General features: G+C 72.5%; 15 protein-coding genes and 1 pseudogene. 11 read left to right on the top strand and 5 right to left on the bottom strand.

The annotated features are described in order from the left end of the window. Positions 1-5: 5 nt before the first annotated feature. Both ACQXVK_RS11460 and ACQXVK_RS11455 read left to right on the top strand, forming a co-directional pair. Positions 6-1,439 (top strand): TrkH family potassium uptake protein, encoded by a 1,434-nt coding sequence (locus ACQXVK_RS11460; protein WP_022906570.1) that lies wholly within the window; start codon positions 6-8, stop codon positions 1,437-1,439. Then, the gene (locus ACQXVK_RS11455; RefSeq protein ID WP_022906569.1) at positions 1,432-2,124 is read left to right on the top strand and encodes a potassium channel family protein; all 693 of its coding nucleotides are present in this window, start codon (positions 1,432-1,434) and stop codon (positions 2,122-2,124) included. The genes ACQXVK_RS11460 and ACQXVK_RS11455 overlap by 8 nt, the downstream gene beginning before the upstream one ends. Before the next feature lie 60 nt (positions 2,125-2,184). Here the strand turns inward: ACQXVK_RS11455 and ACQXVK_RS11450 are convergent, their stop codons facing one another. Beyond that, positions 2,185-2,772 carry a TetR/AcrR family transcriptional regulator gene (locus tag ACQXVK_RS11450; protein ID WP_430853631.1) on the bottom strand — a complete coding sequence of 196 codons (588 nt, stop codon included), beginning with the start codon at positions 2,770-2,772 and terminating at the stop codon, positions 2,185-2,187. Between the two features lie 51 nt (positions 2,773-2,823). Between ACQXVK_RS11450 and ACQXVK_RS11445 the strand changes: the two genes are divergently transcribed. Beyond that, the gene (locus ACQXVK_RS11445) at positions 2,824-4,323 is read left to right on the top strand and encodes an MFS transporter (protein WP_430853630.1); all 1,500 of its coding nucleotides are present in this window, start codon (positions 2,824-2,826) and stop codon (positions 4,321-4,323) included. 85 nt (positions 4,324-4,408) lie between these two features. Here ACQXVK_RS11445 and proC read toward each other — a convergent pair whose 3' ends face one another. Further along, on the bottom strand, positions 4,409-5,239 hold the full coding sequence (proC, locus tag ACQXVK_RS11440) for a pyrroline-5-carboxylate reductase (protein WP_416394634.1): 831 nt from the start codon (positions 5,237-5,239) through the stop codon (positions 4,409-4,411). A gap of 63 nt (positions 5,240-5,302) precedes the next feature. On the opposite strand from proC, the gene ACQXVK_RS11435 reads away from it, so the two are divergent. Further along, positions 5,303-6,259, top strand: coding sequence for a cation diffusion facilitator family transporter (locus tag ACQXVK_RS11435; RefSeq protein WP_402269244.1), 957 nt, complete (start codon positions 5,303-5,305; stop codon positions 6,257-6,259). A 48-nt stretch (positions 6,260-6,307) separates the two neighbouring features. Next, positions 6,308-6,685, top strand: coding sequence for a hypothetical protein (locus ACQXVK_RS11430; RefSeq protein WP_430853629.1), 378 nt, complete (start codon positions 6,308-6,310; stop codon positions 6,683-6,685). Between the two features lie 52 nt (positions 6,686-6,737). Here ACQXVK_RS11430 and ACQXVK_RS11425 read toward each other — a convergent pair whose 3' ends face one another. Then, entirely contained in the window at positions 6,738-7,169 is a 432-nt protein-coding gene (locus ACQXVK_RS11425) for a nucleoside deaminase (protein WP_031261905.1), read from the bottom strand. Positions 7,170-7,246: 77 nt separating this feature from the next. Here ACQXVK_RS11425 and upp point away from each other — a divergent pair, with 77 nt between their 5' ends. From upp to ACQXVK_RS11400, 5 genes and pseudogenes are all read left to right on the top strand, one after another. Next, a complete protein-coding gene (upp, locus tag ACQXVK_RS11420) occupies positions 7,247-7,882 on the top strand; it encodes a uracil phosphoribosyltransferase (protein WP_070418346.1) in 636 nt (211 codons plus the stop codon). A gap of 477 nt (positions 7,883-8,359) precedes the next feature. Further along, positions 8,360-9,130 carry a winged helix-turn-helix domain-containing protein gene (locus ACQXVK_RS11415; RefSeq protein ID WP_430853628.1) on the top strand — a complete coding sequence of 257 codons (771 nt, stop codon included), beginning with the start codon at positions 8,360-8,362 and terminating at the stop codon, positions 9,128-9,130. A 354-nt stretch (positions 9,131-9,484) separates the two neighbouring features. Further along, a complete protein-coding gene (locus ACQXVK_RS11410) occupies positions 9,485-9,994 on the top strand; it encodes a MarR family winged helix-turn-helix transcriptional regulator (protein ID WP_430853627.1) in 510 nt (169 codons plus the stop codon). Beyond that, positions 9,991-11,340 (top strand): annotated as a pseudogene (locus ACQXVK_RS11405) (cryptochrome/photolyase family protein). Before ACQXVK_RS11410 ends, ACQXVK_RS11405 begins: the two are co-directional and overlap by 4 nt. Beyond that, a complete protein-coding gene (locus ACQXVK_RS11400) occupies positions 11,337-12,782 on the top strand; it encodes a serine hydrolase domain-containing protein (protein WP_430853626.1) in 1,446 nt (481 codons plus the stop codon). Before ACQXVK_RS11405 ends, ACQXVK_RS11400 begins: the two are co-directional and overlap by 4 nt. A 49-nt stretch (positions 12,783-12,831) precedes the next feature. Here the strand turns inward: ACQXVK_RS11400 and ACQXVK_RS11395 are convergent, their stop codons facing one another. After that, positions 12,832-13,806, bottom strand: a complete 975-nt coding sequence (locus ACQXVK_RS11395) for a carbohydrate kinase family protein (RefSeq protein ID WP_402269235.1) — start codon at positions 13,804-13,806, stop codon at positions 12,832-12,834. Positions 13,807-13,964: 158 nt separating this feature from the next. Between ACQXVK_RS11395 and ACQXVK_RS11390 the strand changes: the two genes are divergently transcribed. Next, a complete protein-coding gene (locus tag ACQXVK_RS11390; protein WP_022908643.1) occupies positions 13,965-14,540 on the top strand; it encodes a TetR/AcrR family transcriptional regulator in 576 nt (191 codons plus the stop codon). A 99-nt stretch (positions 14,541-14,639) separates the two neighbouring features. On the opposite strand, the gene ACQXVK_RS11385 is transcribed toward ACQXVK_RS11390, so the two are convergent. After that, positions 14,640-15,254 carry a superoxide dismutase gene (locus tag ACQXVK_RS11385; RefSeq protein WP_079236628.1) on the bottom strand — a complete coding sequence of 205 codons (615 nt, stop codon included), beginning with the start codon at positions 15,252-15,254 and terminating at the stop codon, positions 14,640-14,642. Positions 15,255-15,259: the final 5 nt, after the last annotated feature.

Genomic DNA, 15,259 nt, shown 5'->3' with positions numbered 1-15,259 from the left:
ATACGATGCTCGACCGACACGAGCCGCCGTCCCGCTCGGCGGACACGATGCGTCGACGGCCCTCCCGGCTGGGCACCGCCCTGCGCTCGTCGCCGTCCCGCCTGGCGATCGTGGTGTTCGTGGCGCTCATCTTCGTGTTCACGAGCCTGTTCATGACCCCGTGGGCCGCGGCGGACGGGCGGTCGACGCACTTCGCGGACGCGCTGTTCACGGCCGCCTCGGTGGTCTGCGTGACCGGGCTCGCGACGGTGGACATGGCGACGCACTGGTCGGTGTTCGGCAAGACCCTCGTGGTCATCGGCACGCAGATCGGTGCGGTGGGCGTCCTGACGTTCGCCTCGATCCTCGGGCTCTTCGTCACGCGGAAGCTCGGCCTCCGCGCGAAGCTCATGGCCGCCGGCGACTCGAACCCGCTCCGGACCCACCACGGCGCCGTCCCCGAGGGGCAGGCGGTCCGCCTCGGCGAGGTGGGTACCCTGCTCGCGACCGTCGCGGTGAGCACGCTCTCGATCGAGATCGTCCTCGGGCTGCTCCTGCTGCCGTCCGTGCTCATCGCCGGCATGCCGTTCTGGACGGCGGTCGGCGACTCGTTCTACTACGCGGCGATGGCGTTCACGAACACCGGGTTCTCGCCGAACGCGAGCGGGCTCGAGCCGTTCGCGCACGACTACTGGTTCCTCTCCCTGCTGATGGTGGGTGTCGTCGCCGGCTCGATCGGCTTCCCGGTGATCCGCGCCCTCACGAAGCAGCTCCGCACGCCCCGCCGGTGGCCGATCCACGTCAAGCTCACGCTGGCGACGAGCGCGGTCCTGCTGCTCGGCGGCGCGGCCGTGTACATCGCGCTCGAGGCGTCCAACCCGACGACCTTCGGCCGCGAAGGAGCCGGGCGCACGGCGTTCCAGGCCCTCTTCCTGTCGACCATGACCCGCTCCGGCGGCTTCTCGCTCGTCGACTTCGACCAGCTGAACGGCTCGAGCCTGCTCGTCACGGACATGCTCATGTTCATCGGCGGCGGGTCGGCCTCGACCGCGGGCGGCATCAAGGTCACGACGCTCGCGGTGCTCTTCCTGGCGGCCGTCGCCGAGGCGCGCGGACGGCAGAGCATGGAGGCGTTCGGCCGCCGCATCCCGAGCGACGTACTGCGTGTGGCCGTCGCCGTCGTCCTCTGGGGCGCCACGATCGTCGCCGTCGCCACGATCGTGCTCCTGCAGATCACCCACGAGTCCCTCGACCGCGTCCTCTTCGAGGTGATCTCGGCGTTCGCCACGTGTGGGTTGTCCTCCGGGGTGTCCGCGTCCCTGCCGGAGTCCGGCAAGTACGTGCTCGCGGCGACGATGTTCCTCGGTCGTGTCGGTACAGTGACCATCGCCGCTGCACTGGCCGCCAGCCAGAGCCGGCAACTGTTCCGTCGCCCCGAGGAGAGGCCGATCGTTGGCTGACCGCAACCGCCCGCACCCGCTCGGCGCCGTGAGCCACGACGCCCCCGTGCTCGTCATCGGCCTCGGCCGGTTCGGTGCCGCCACCGCCGGACAGCTCGAGCGCCAGGACCGCGAGGTCCTGGTCGTCGACACCGACGCCGGACTCGTCCAGAAGTGGTCGGACCGGGTCACGCACGCGGTGCAGGCGGACGCGACCGACATCGACGCGCTGCGGCAGATCGGTGCGCAGGACTTCCCGATCGCGGTCGTCGGCACCGGCAGCGACCTCGAGTCGAGCGTCCTGATCACCGCGAACCTCGTCGACCTCGGCATCCCGCAGATCTGGGCGAAGGCGATCAGCCGTTCGCACGGCACGATCCTGTCCCGGATCGGCGCGAACCACGTCGTCTACCCGGAGCGCGAGGCGGGTGAGCGCACGGCGCACCTGGTGTCCGGCCGGATGCTCGATTTCATCGAGTTCGACGACGACTTCGCCGTCGTCAAGATGTTCCCGCCCGCGTCGGTGCGTGGCAAGGACCTCGCCACCACCGTCATCCGCACGCGCTTCGGTCTGACGGTGCTCGGCATCAAGACCCCGGGCGAGGCGTTCGTGCCGGCGACCCCGGAGAGCGTGATCGGGGAGAACGACGTCATCATCGTCTCCGGGACGGAGCGCGCGCTGGAGCGCTTCGCCGCCCTGGAGTGACCCCCTGACGGCCGGGAGGCGCGGTGCGGCCCCGCACCGCGCCTCCCGGCCGTCGACCGGTCACGTCGCGGACGGGACCCCATCCCGCAGCGCGCGGAAGAGCCGTGTCAGACCGGCACGGTGGGCTGCGACGACGGTGTCGTCGTCCTCGCCGTCGAGGACGGCCTCGGCCGTCCGGACGAAGACGGTGGCGTAGCCCGCGACGAAGAGCGCCGCGAGGAGCCGGTCACCGACGGCCTCCCCGAGCGCGCGCTGCCCGTCGGCTACCAGTTCGAGCGCCCGCGACCGCAGTGCCGGCGAGTCCGCGACGGTCCGGAAGAACCGTCTGGCGCCGGGAGCGAGTCCCGAGACGGGCGCGCGCTCGTCCGCGACGCGGAGCGTCAGCGCCTCGAGCGTGTCGAGCACGTCGTCGTGTGCGACGCCCTCGACCGCGGCGACGAACAGCGCGACCGTCTCGGCGGAGCGGTCGAGGAAGAGGTCCTCCTTGCGCGGGAAGTGCTTGAACACCGTGACGCTCGACACCCCGGCGGCCGATGCGACCTGGGCGACGGTGACGCCGTCGAACCCGTGCTCCGCGAACATGCCGGACGCGGTCTCGGCGATCCGGGCCCGGGTCTCCGGTCCCCCGCGGGGCGCGCTCCTGGGCATGCGGACTCCTTGCTTGTTGACTGACTGAGTTGAGTGACTTAACTTAGACGCATGAACGCCGGTCGCCTCCACTCTCCCCGATCCCTGCGCGGATCGCGTGTCGCCCTCGCCGGGCTCGCCGCGGTCTTCCTGTTCGAGATGCTCGACAACTCCGTCCTGAACGTCGCCCTCCCCACGATCTCTCGCGAGCTGCACACCGGAGCCACGGGACTGCAGTGGGTCACGACGGCGTACTCACTCGTCTTCGGTGGTCTGATGCTCGCCGCCGGTGCCGTCGCCGACCGGTACGGCCGGCGACGGGTGATGCTCACCGGGCTCGTCCTCCTCGGCCTCGCGAGCCTCGCGACCGCGTTCGTGACGACCGTCGGCGGGCTCGTCGCCGTCCGGGTCGCGACCGGGATCGCGGCCGCGATGACGACCCCCGGCTCGATGGCCCTCGCGTTCCGGCTCTTCGACGACGACGAGCGGCGGGTCCGCGCGATCACGGTCATCTCCACCGTGGGGCTCGTCGGGCTCGCCGTCGGCCCCACGGTCGGTGGGCTCGTCCTCGCCGTCTGGCCGTGGCAGGTGCTCCTGCTCGTCAACGTGCCGATCGCGGCGCTGGCCTTCATCGGGATCCGGCTCGGCGTCGCCGCGGACGACCCGGGCGGGCTGCACCGGGCCCCCGTCGACTGGACGTCCGCGGTGCTCGGGACGGCGACGATCGTCCTCGCCCTCGTCGCGCCGACGCGCTTCGTCGACGGCGGGCCCTCCGACGGGACGGCGTGGGCGGCCACGGTCGGCGCCCTCGGCTGCGGTGCGTGGTTCGCGGCCCGGCAGCGCCGCGCGGCGCACCCGCTGCTCGACCTCGCGCTCGTCGCCCGGCCGCTGGTGTCGAGTGGCCTCGCGTACAAGGCCGCCACGGGCATCGCGGTCGCCGGGCTCGGGTACCTGGTGACCCTGCACCTCCAGCTGGCGTGGGGGTGGCCGCCGGCCCTCGCCGCGCTCGGCATGCTGCCGCAGGTCGCCGTGCTCGTGGCCGGCAGCGCGTTCGTCGGGCCGTTCGTCCGTCGGGTCGGCCTCGGGCACGCCGCCTGGTCGAGCGCGGCCGCGGTGGTCGTGGGACTCGCGGTGTACACGCTGCTCGGGCCGCTCGGCTACGGGTGGATCGCCCTCGCACTCGTGCTCGTCGCCGCGGGCATGCGGGTCGTCGGGGTCGTCGCCGGCACGAACGTCCTCGGCGGTCTGCCCGGGGACCGCACGACCATCGGCGCGGCCCTGGTGGACACGTCGTCCGAGGTCGCCTCCGCCGTCGGTGTCGCGATCGCCGGGACGGTGCTCGGCGCGGTGTTCACCGGGTCGCTCACCGCGACGCCGTGGAGCAACGCGCAGAGCGCCGCGTTCGACCACGCGGTGACGATCGGCGGGTCGCTCCTGACCGTGCTCGCGGGCGGCCTCGTCGCCTGGGCGATGGTCCGGGCCCGGCGCGCGCTGCCGACCGTGCCGTCCCCGGCTGCCGAGGTCGTGGTTCCGGAGCGCCGGGCCCCGGACCACCAGCCCGCGGGTCGCTGACCCTCGGACCAGCAGCCCGCGGGCCGACGTCCCGTCGGGCGGCGGCCCGCCGGACGCTGGCTGTTGGTCGGCGGCCCGTCGACCGCTAGCCCTCGGAGAGTTCCTCGGCGCGGGCGATCGCGGCGCGCGACGCCCGCTCGAACGTCCCGGCGAGGTCGGCCTCCTGCAGCACCGCGACGGCGCGTTCGGTGGTGCCCTTCGGGCTCGTGACGGCCTTCCGCAGCACGGTCGGCTCCTTGCCGGACGCGGCGAGGAGTTCCACCGCCCCTCGCAGCGTGCCCTGGACCATCGCCTCGGCCTGCTCGGCCGTGAACCCGAGGGACTCGGCGGCCTGCTGCCACTGCTCGACGAGGAGGAAGACGTAGGCGGGACCCGACCCGGACACGGCGGAGAGGGCGTCGAGCTGCGACTCCGGCACCTCGATCACCACGCCGGAGACGTCGAACACCGACGAGGCGAGCGCGACGGCCTCGGCGTCGGCGGACGGGCCGGCGCTGATCCCGGTCACCCCGCGGCCGACGCCGATCGGGGTGTTCGGGAGCGCCCGGACCACGCGGACCCCGGCCGGCACCCGCGCCTCCATGCTGGCGGTCGTGGTCCCGACGGCGACGCTCACGACGACCGTCCCTGGTGCGAGGTCGGCCGACACCTCGTCGAGCAGTTCCCCGATCGCGTAGGGCTTCACCCCGAGCACGACGAGCGACGCGCCACGGACCGCGGCACGGTTCGCGTCGGGGTCGGTGTCGGTCGCGGTCGCGTCGAGGCCACGCTCCCGGTGCGCCGCGGCCGAGGACTCCGACTTCGTGGTCAGGGTCACGGTGGCGGGGTCCAGACCGGCAGCGAGCAGCCCGTCGAGGACCGCGCCGGACATGGAGCCGACGCCGAGCAGAGCGGTGCGAGGCAGTTCGATCGTCATGCCCCAGACCCTACCGAGCGCCCTCGCCTAGGATCGTCTTCCAGGTCGGGAGAAGGGACAGCTGTGAGCGCTTCAGGAGGCACGAAGGCGATCCTCGCCGCGCTCGGCGCGAACGTCGGCATCGCGATCGTGAAGTTCGTCGCCGCGGCGATCAGCGGATCGGCGTCGATGCTCGCCGAGGGCGTCCACTCACTCGCCGACTCCGCGAACCAGCTCCTCCTGCTCCTGGGCGGCCGCCGCGCCCGCCGTGCCGCCGACGAAGAACACCCGTTCGGCTACGGACGCGAGCGGTACGTCTACGCCTTCGTCGTCTCGATCATCCTGTTCTCGGTCGGCGGCGTGTTCTCGCTCTACGAGGGCATCGAGAAGGCCACCCACCCGCACCCGCTCGAGAACTGGTGGCTGCCGGTGGTGGTGCTCGTCATCGCGATCGGGCTCGAGGGCTTCTCCCTCCGCACCGCGCTCCGGGAAGCCCGACCGCAGAAGGGCCGGCAGAGCTGGGTGCAGTTCGTCCGACGTGCCAAGGCACCGGAGCTCCCCGTCGTCATGCTCGAGGACACCGCGGCCCTGCTCGGCCTCGTCTTCGCACTGTTCGGCGTCGGCCTCACCGCCATCACCGGCAACGGGCTGTTCGACGCGATCGGCACGATGCTCATCGCCGCGCTGCTCATCGCCGTCGCGGTCGTGCTCGGCATCGAGACGAAGAGCCTGCTCGTCGGCGAGGGCGCCACCGCCGCCGACGTCGAACGCATCAAGCACGCGGTGCTCGACGGTCCCGAGGTCGACTCGATCATCCACATCAAGACCCTGTACCTCGGCCCCGACGAGCTCATGGTCGGCGTCAAGGTCGCGGTCGACGGCGACCGACGACTGGGCGACGTGGCGGCCGGCATCGACACGGTCGAGCACCGGGTGCGGCAGGCCGTGCCGATCGCCCGGGTGATCTACGTCGAGCCCGACGTCCTCCGGACCGGACCCCGGCCGCCCACCGAGGCGATCGTCATCCGCGCCGCGGACTAAGGGGAACCTTGCTGGCGGGCACCGGGACCGGTCATCCACGATGGTGACATGTCGGCGCTCTTCAACATCCTGCTCATCCTGCACTTCCTCGGCCTCGCGGCCGTCATCGGGGCGTTCCTCGTGCAGGTGCGGCGCAAGGGCGGCTTCCAGACCGCCTGGCCGATCACCGGGCTCATCGTGCAGCTCGTCACCGGCCTCGGGATGATGGGGATCATCGACGCCACCCAGGACGGCGGCGCGAACCACGCCAAGCTCGGCGTGAAGCTCGTCATCGCCGCCGTCGCCCTGGTGCTCGCGTTCGTCGCCCGTGCCCGCCAGAAGCGGGCGGACGCCGGCGCGGCGAAGGCGAAGGCCGCGCTGCCGTTCTTCCACTCCGCCGGCGCGCTCGCGATCGTCAACGTGCTGATCGCGGTGCTCTGGAGCTGAGTCGCCGCCGGGCTGCGCCCCGGCCCCTCCGGCCCACCGTGCCTCCGCCCGGTCAGCGGCGCGCCGCGAAGAACGCGTCGAGCAGCGCGGCGCACTCCCCCTCGAGCACGCCGCCGATGACCTCGGACCGGTGCGGGAGCCGGCGGTCCCTCGCGATGTCGTAGACGCTCCCGCTCGCGCCGGCCTTCGGGTCCCACGCACCGAACACGATCCGCGGCACCCGGGACGCCATCACCGCGCCGGCGCACATCGGGCACGGCTCGAGCGTCACCACCAGGGTGTGCTCCTCCAGGTGCCAGTCGCCGACCGCCGCCGCGGCTGCCCGCAGGGCGAGGACCTCGGCGTGCGCCGTCGGGTCCTGCCGCGCCTCGCGCTCGTTCCGCCCGACGGCGACCACCGTGCCGTCGCGGTCGAGCACGACGGCGCCGACGGGGACGTCCCCGGTCGCGAGGCAGGCGCGCGCCTCGTCGAGCGCGCGCTCCATCGCCGGGACGAACGGGCGGGCGGCGGGTGCTTCCACAGGGACCTCCTGGCGGTCGGCAGCACGGTAGGCTCGACCCTATGCGAGTCCACGTCGCCGACCACCCGCTCATCACCCACAAGCTCTCGGTGCTCCGCGACCGGACCACTCCCTCCCCCACGTTCCGCGCCCTCACCGAGGAGCTCGTCACGCTCCTCGCGTACGAGGCGACGCGCAACGTCCGGGTCACCGCGACCCCGATCGACACCCCGGTGGCGCACACCATGGGCGTCTCCATCGCGAAGCCCCGCCCGCTCGTCGTGCCGATCCTGCGTGCCGGACTCGGCATGCTCGAGGGCATGGTCAAGCTCGTCCCGACGGCCGAGGTCGGCTTCCTCGGCATGGCGCGCAACGAGGAGACCCTCGAGCCGCAGACCTACGCCGAGCGCCTGCCCGACGACCTGTCCGGCCGGCAGTGCTTCGTGCTCGACCCGATGCTCGCGACCGGCGGCACCCTCGCGGCCGCGATCGACTTCCTGTTCGACCGCGGCGCCGAAGAGGTCACGTGCGTCTGCATCCTCGGCGCCCCCGAGGGGCTCGCCGCGGTCGAGGCCGCCGTCGGCGACCGCAACGTCTCGATCGTGCTCGGCGCGCTCGACGAGAAGCTCGACGAGAACGGCTACATCGTGCCGGGCCTCGGTGACGCGGGCGACCGCCTCTACGGTCTCGCCGAGTAGACGCGACCACCACCGGACAGGAGGCGCGGTGCCGGCTGGCACCGCGCCTCCTGTCTGTCTTCCCCGTGCGTTCGCAGAACGCACCGTCCGCGCGGACGGTTGACACGACGTTGGTATCCCACCGATACTCGTCCCATGACTGCAACCGTGTCCACCCGCGTCCTCTCCGAGGCACTGGGGACCGCCGGCATGATGATGCCGGCCATGGCCGTCATGCGTTGTCGAATGTGTGCCTGATCAGCACCCGTTCCAGCCGGATCCCCCGCGACACCACCCCCGTCGCGCGAGCGTGATCCCAGGGTGACGACCACGTCGACGACACGCACCACGTCACGAGGTCCGTCCCCGTACCCCCGGGTCGGCCCCGGTCCGCAGCAGGACCGCAGGGCACCACGGCACTCGCCGTACCCGGACCGACGCATTCGACACGGCCGCGGCACACCTCGACACCGCAGCCACATCGCCCGGAGAACCGCCATGTCGCTCACCATCGCCCAGCCCCGCACCACCCTCCGCACCGCAGCCCCCGCGCCGACCGACCTCGGTACCGTCACCCCGCTCCGTCCGCGTCGCCAGCCCGCCGCCCCGCCCGTCGCCGCCGGCGTGCCGACGAGCCCGGTCGTCGCCCCGCAGCGCAACCGCGCCCTGCCCGAGGGAACCGAGGCCCGTGGCTTCGCCCTGTACGTGGGCATCGACGAGGCGAAGGCCGCCGCGGCCGGCACGACGCTCGCCGCGGTCGTCGAGCAGCTCAAGGCCCTCACCGCGCAGCTCGTGCCGACGTCCGAGACCTACGCCGCGGTGGCCGTCGCCGCCGAGGGCTCCGGCGGCCGTGACGTCGACGTCGTGCGGCTCGCCCTGCAGGACCGCTCCGCCGTGGCCGCCCGCAAGCAGGCGGAGAAGCCCGAGCCCGAGGAGACCGGCGTCGTCATCGACATCTCCCGCAAGCGCGTCACCCTCGACGGCGAGGCCGCGCCCCTGACCTACAAGGAGTTCGAGCTCCTGCAGTTCCTCGTGCTGCGCGAGGGCCAGACGGTGGACCGCTCGGCGATCATCGACGGGCTCTGGTCCGACGGCGAGGACGAGACCCCGAACGAGCGGACGATCGACGTGCACGTCCGACGGCTCCGGTCGAAGCTCGGCGCCTTCGAGGAGATCGTCCGCACCGTGCGCGGGGTGGGCTACCGCTTCGACCGGCACGCGGACGTCGCGGTGCGCTACGCCTCGACGCCGTCGCCCGACCTCTTCTGATCCTGATCGCTGCTTCTTGGTGAACTCGCAGCGAACGACCGCCGCGTCCGCTAGCGCGCCGTTACCCGTTCGTTATACAGTCATCCCTGCAGGCAGTGTTTGCTGTGGCACCGCCTGTGGAATGTGATTGCAGGACACTCTTGGTGCAAGGGAGAGGGCCGTCCGCCGGGCAACCGGTGGGCGGCCCTCGTGCGTTGGCGGAACTGCGCCGTCCTGCAAGGGAGAGGGCCGTCCGCCGGGCAACCGGCGGGCGGCCCTCGTGCGTTGCGGGGGACACGGATGCGCGTCAGCGGCATCCGGTGTCCGAGGCCGTCGGTAGTGTGGCATGACCGTACGACCAGAGGGAGCGGGACCGTGAACGAGCCACGCCGCAGCGAGAAGGCGACCGCCGTCGCCGCCTGGGAAGCGCTCTTCCGCGCACAGGTGACCGTCATGCGGGCACTCAACGCCGACTTCCCCGGCGGCGAGATCTCGTTCAACGAGTACGACGTCTGCTTCAACCTCTCCACCCAGCCCGGGCGACGCTGCCGGATGCGGGAACTGACCAGCCACCTGCTGCTCACCCAGCCGAGCGTCAGCCGCCTGGTCGACCGGCTCACCGCCCGCGGCATCGTCGAGAAGCAGCCCGACCCCGCCGATGCCCGCGGGGTCATCGTCGCCCTCACCCCGCACGGCTTCGACGTCTACCGGGCGGTCGCCGTCCAGCACGCGCAGACCATCGTCGACCAGGTCGGTGCCGGGCTCGACGAAGCCGAGCTCCGGACACTCACCGAACTCTGCACGAAGCTCCGCACCGCCGCCGGGGCGTCGACGTCCCGTCGCGGCCCCCGGACGATGTCCGACGTCGACGTGGCGGCACGGTGACCGGCGCCCTGGTCTGGCTCCGCGACGACCTCCGTCTCGCGGACAACCCGGCCCTCCGTGCCGCGATCGACCACGGCGGCGCGGTCACCGTCGTGTACGTCCTCGACGAGGAGTCCGCCGGCATCCGCCCGATCGGTGCGGCGGCCCGGTGGTGGCTGCACCACTCCCTCACCGCGCTCGACGCCGAGCTCCGCGACCGTGGGTCACGACTCGTCCTCCGCCGCGGGCCCGCGGCCGACGTCGTCCACGCGCTGGTGTCCGACACCGGCGCCGACGCGGTGTTCTGGAACCGACGCTACGGCCGGGCCGAACGGGACCTCGACGCGGGGATCAAGTCGGCCCTCACCGACGCGGGGACCGAGGCGCACAGCTTCGCCGCGGCCCTGCTCTGGGAACCGTGGACCGTCCTCACCGGTCAGGGCGAGCCGTACAAGGTGTTCACGCCGTTCTGGCGTGCGGCCCAGGCCATGCCGGAACCCCGCCACCCCCTGCCGAAGCCGCGGGACCTGCCGGCACCCGCCGACACGGCGAGCGACGACCTCGACGACTGAGGGCTGCTGCCGACCCACCCGGACTGGGCCGGCGGACTCCGTGATGCCTGGGAACCCGGCGAACGGGGTGCGCACCGGCGACTCGAGCACTTCGTGACCCACGCGCTCGAGGACTACGACCAGCGGGACGAACCCGCGATGGCAGCGACGAGCGACCTCTCCCCGCACCTGCGCTGGGGCGAGGTCAGCCCCTACCAGGTCTGGCACCGCCTGCACGGCGAGCTCGAGCCCGAGCAGCGGAAGAACGCGTCGGCGTTCCTCCGGCAGCTCGCGTGGCGCGAGTTCAACTGGCACGAGTACTTCCACTGCGAGGACATCACCTCGGTGAACGTCCGACGCGAGTTCGACGCGTTCCCGTGGCGGGACGCACCCGACGCCGAGGTCGACCGCTGGCGGCACGGCACGACGGGGTTCGACCTCGTCGACGCCGGCATGCGGGAGCTCTGGCACTCGGGCGCGATGCACAACCGTGTCCGCCTCGCGACGGCCAGCTTCCTCGTGAAGAACATGCTGGTCGACTGGCGTGTCGGCGAGCAGTGGTTCTGGGACACCCTGGTGGACGCCGACTCCGCCAACAACGCGGCGAACTGGCAGTGGGTCGCGGGCTCCGGGTTCGACGCGGCACCGTACTTCCGCGTGTTCAACCCGGACCGCCAGCTCGAGCGGTTCGACCCGCACCGTGAGTACGTGCACCGGTGGGTCCCCGCCGACGAAGACCGCCCCGAGCCGATGCTCGACCTCAAGGAGACCCAGCAGCGGGCCCTCGACGCGTACGACCGGATGCGTCGATCGTGAGCGGGATCGACGCGCGGACGATCGCCGAGGTCGACACGCTGTTCCGTGACCGGGTCGAACGGGGCGTCGCGCCCAGCAGTGTCTGGGGCGTGTTCGACCGCGCGGGCCTGGTGGCGTCGGGCGGACACGGCGACCGCGGCGACGGCCTCGCCCCCGACGCGCACACCGTCCACCGGATCGCCTCGTGCACGAAGAGCGTGACGGCGGCGACCCTGCTCGCCCTGGTGGCGGACGGCCGGGTCCGGCTGGACGACCCCATCACCGACTTCGTGCCCGCCTTCGCCGACGTCGCGCTGCCCACCGCCGACTCCCCCGTGCCGACGCTCCGCATGCTCCTGACGATGTCGGGCGGCTTCCCCACCGACGACCCCTGGGCGGACCGGCAGGAGTCCCTCTCCGACGCCGAGTTCGACGACGTCCTCCGCGCCGGCCTGCTGTTCGACTCGGTCCCGGGGACACGGTTCGCCTACTCGAACACCGGGTACGCGCTGCTCGGTCGGGCGATCGCGGTCGTCGCGGGGCGGCCCTTCACCGAGGTCGCGACGGACCTCGTGCTGCGTCCCCTCGGCCTCGGGAAAACCGTCTTCCGCGCCGAGGACGCCCACGGCCACGTGGTCACGGGCGTCCGCCCAGCCAGCGACGGCGCGGGTGTGGGCGACTGGGAGCCGCTGCCGCTGACCGGTCCCGGCGCGTTCTCGTCGATCGGCGGCCTCTTCTCGACGGTCACCGACCTCGCCCGCTGGGGACGCCACCTCGCGTCGGCGTTCTCCGACGACCCGGAGGCCGGACCGGTCTCCCCCGCCGACCGCCGGCTCATGCAGCAGGCGATGCGCGTCGTCCCCGCAGCGGTGGTCCCGACCTCGACCCGTGCGACCGCGTACGGGTTCGGCCTCTTCGTCGAGCAGGACCCGGTGTTCGGCGAACTCGTGTCGCACTCCGGTGGCTACCCGGGGTTCTCGGCGCACATGCGGTGGTCTGCCCGAGACGGCATCGGTGTCGTCGCGTTCGAGAACGCGACGCAGGCGAAGGTCTCGGCTGCCGCCGACCGTGCGCTCGACGTCGTGTTGGCCGCCCGGACGGACGGTTCCTCCGCGCCTGTTCCCGGCACAACCCCGACCGTCCACGCGACGCGGGTGGCGCAGGCGGCCGTGACGCGGCTGCTGGCCGACTGGGACGACGACCTGGCGGACGCGATCTGCACGCCGAACGTGGCGATGGACGTGCCCTACGAACGGCGACGCCGGGTGATCGCGGACGCCGTGGCCCAGGTCGGTGCCGACCTCGGCGCGGCACCGGTGGACGAGCAGTCGTCGGCTCCGTCGCACCTGCGGTGGTGGCTGCCCGGGACGACCGGGCGACTGCGCGTCGAGATCCGGCTGGCGCCCCTCGCGGCCGGGTTGGTGCAGACCCTGGTGGTCCGGGCCGAGCCCAGCGAGCGCTGACCCGCGACGGCCGGAACGCGCCAGCGTGGAACGACGCCGGGACCGGACGTCAGACCGGCGGGCGACCGCCCACGAACCCGAGCGCCCGCGCCGCGACCCGGGTGCCCTCGCGCGCGGCGGCGGCGACCCGCACCGGGTCCGTCGCCCAGGCACGGAGGAACCCAGCCGCGAACGCGTCGCCCGCGCCGAGCGTGTCGACCACCGTCGCCGGCGTGATCGGCACCGGCTGGGGACTCCGCCCGCGCCGACCGAGCAGGACCCCGTCGGTCCCCATCGTGACCACGACGAGCGGCACGTGTTCGGTGAGCACCGCGATCGCCTCGTCGACGGTCGGCGCCCCGGTCAGCGCCGCGGCCTCCTCGGCGCTCGGGAAGAGGGCGTCGAGACCGGACAGGGCCTCGAGGAACTCCGACGGGCCCACGGCGCGCACGACGGCGGCGGACGAGGGGTCGAGCGTCACCCGCGCCGGACCGGACCGGGCCCGGGCGATCAACGCCGCGATCCGGTCGGGTCCGCCGCCGCCGAGCATCGCCGAGCCGGTCAGGTGCACGATGTCGGCCCGAGCGACGAGGTCGAGCGGCAGGTCCTCCGCCGAGAGCACGCCACTGGCCGCGGGGTCGGACATCGCGGTGCGACCGTTCGCATTGCGCACCGACACGACCGCCCCGGTCGCCGTCCGCGCGTCGTAGCGGATGTGCGCCCGCACCCCGGCGTCACCGAGGGAGCGCTCGTGCCGGTAGACGTCGTCGACACCGACCCGGCCGACGAGGTCGACCTCGGCACCGAGCCAACCGAGCCACGTGGCCGCGTTGCCCGCGGCGCCGACCGGGCGGTGACGGATGACCGCTGCCGGATCGTGCGACCCCATGCTCGCCGCGGTGGTCTGGACCAGGACGCCGTCGAGGACGTCGCCGACGACGAGGAAGCGCTTCCCCGCGCCGCGACGACGGCCTGCGACCGCCCGTCCGGCACGGGGTGCCTCGGGCCGTGACGGGGCCGCAGGGCGCTCTGGAGGCATGGACATCGCGCACATCATACGCGAAATCGAGTAAAACTCCGATTATTGACCACGATCGGACATGCAGGGCCCGATCCGCGGCCCTCACGTGGATGGTGCGGTGATATACTCGTGACTCGTATGTGAACTGTCGCGTACTGCCCATCTCGCTCGTTGGAGACGCCATGCCCCGCAAGCCCGACCCGACGCTCAAGCCGGCGATCATCGCGAAGGTGGTCGAGCACCTGCACGACACCAAGCTCGAGGACGTCTCGGTCCGGAGCCTCGGCCGCGTCCTCGGATCGAGCGCGTACCCGATCGTCTACCACTTCGGCTCACGCGACGCGCTCATCGACGCCGTCGTCGACCACCTCTCGGCAGCCGCCACCGACACCACGCTCGACCCCCGCACCGACGACGCCGGTCTGGCCGACCACCTCGTCGCGGTGTTCGGCGGACTCGACGAACCGGACCGGTCGCTCGCCGCACGGCTGACCTTCGAACTCGGCGCGGTCGAGTCGCTCGACGGACGCGATCACCAGCACCGGCTGCACCGCGCGCAGGTCGCCGCCATCGCCGCCTGGTGCGTTGAGCACGGCTTCGACGGCACCGACGCCGAGCACGCGGCGCAGAGCGCCGTCCTCGCCGCACGGGGCGTGCAGTGGGGCACGCTCGTCGACCCGGAACACACCGCGTCCGACGCCGCGCTGCGCGCGATCGCCCACGAGCTGGTCGCACGAACGCAGTTCCAGCCGGCCTGATCGGTCGACGGCACCGACGACGGACGGGAGGCGCGGTGCCAGCCGGCACCGCGCCTCCCGTCCGTCACCGGGTCACCATCGTGACCCGCCCCGTCCGCTTCAGAGCGTGACGAAGCGCTGCGACTTCGCGTTCGCGAAGCGCGCGGCGACGTTCTCCCAGTCGACGATGTTCCAGACGGCCTTGACGTAGTCCGCCTTGACGTTGAGGTAGTCGAGGTAGAACGCGTGCTCCCACATGTCGAGCATGAAGATCGGCACGAGACCGAAGGGCACGTTGGCCTGCTGGTCGAAGAGCTGGAAGGTCGTGAGCTTCTGCCCGACGGTGTCCCAGGCGAGGACGGACCAGCCGGAACCCTGGATGCCCGTGGCGACGGCGGTGAACTGGGCCTGGAACTTCTCGAACGAGCCGAAGAACTCGTCGATCGCGGCGGCGAGCTCGCCCTCGGGGACCTTGGTGTCCGGGCCGAGGTTCGTCCAGAAGATCGAGTGGTTGACGTGGCCACCGAGGTTGAACGCGAGGTCCTTCTCGAGCTTGTTCACGTTCGCGAGGTTGCCCGACTCACGGGCCTCGGCGAGCTGCTCGAGCGCGGTGTTGGCACCCGTCACGTAGGTCTGGTGGTGCTTGTCGTGGTGCAGCTGCATGATCTTGCCGCTGATGTGCGGCTCGAGTGCGGCGTAGTCGTACGGCAGCTCCGGCAGGGTGTACTCAGCCATGTGAG

Origin of the sequence: Curtobacterium sp. AB451 (assembly GCF_050585845.1) — a bacterium.
Taxonomy (GTDB): Bacteria; Actinomycetota; Actinomycetes; order Actinomycetales; family Microbacteriaceae; genus Curtobacterium.
Note: the sequence above shows the minus strand (reverse complement) of the source record. Positions and strands in the feature narration are given on the sequence as shown.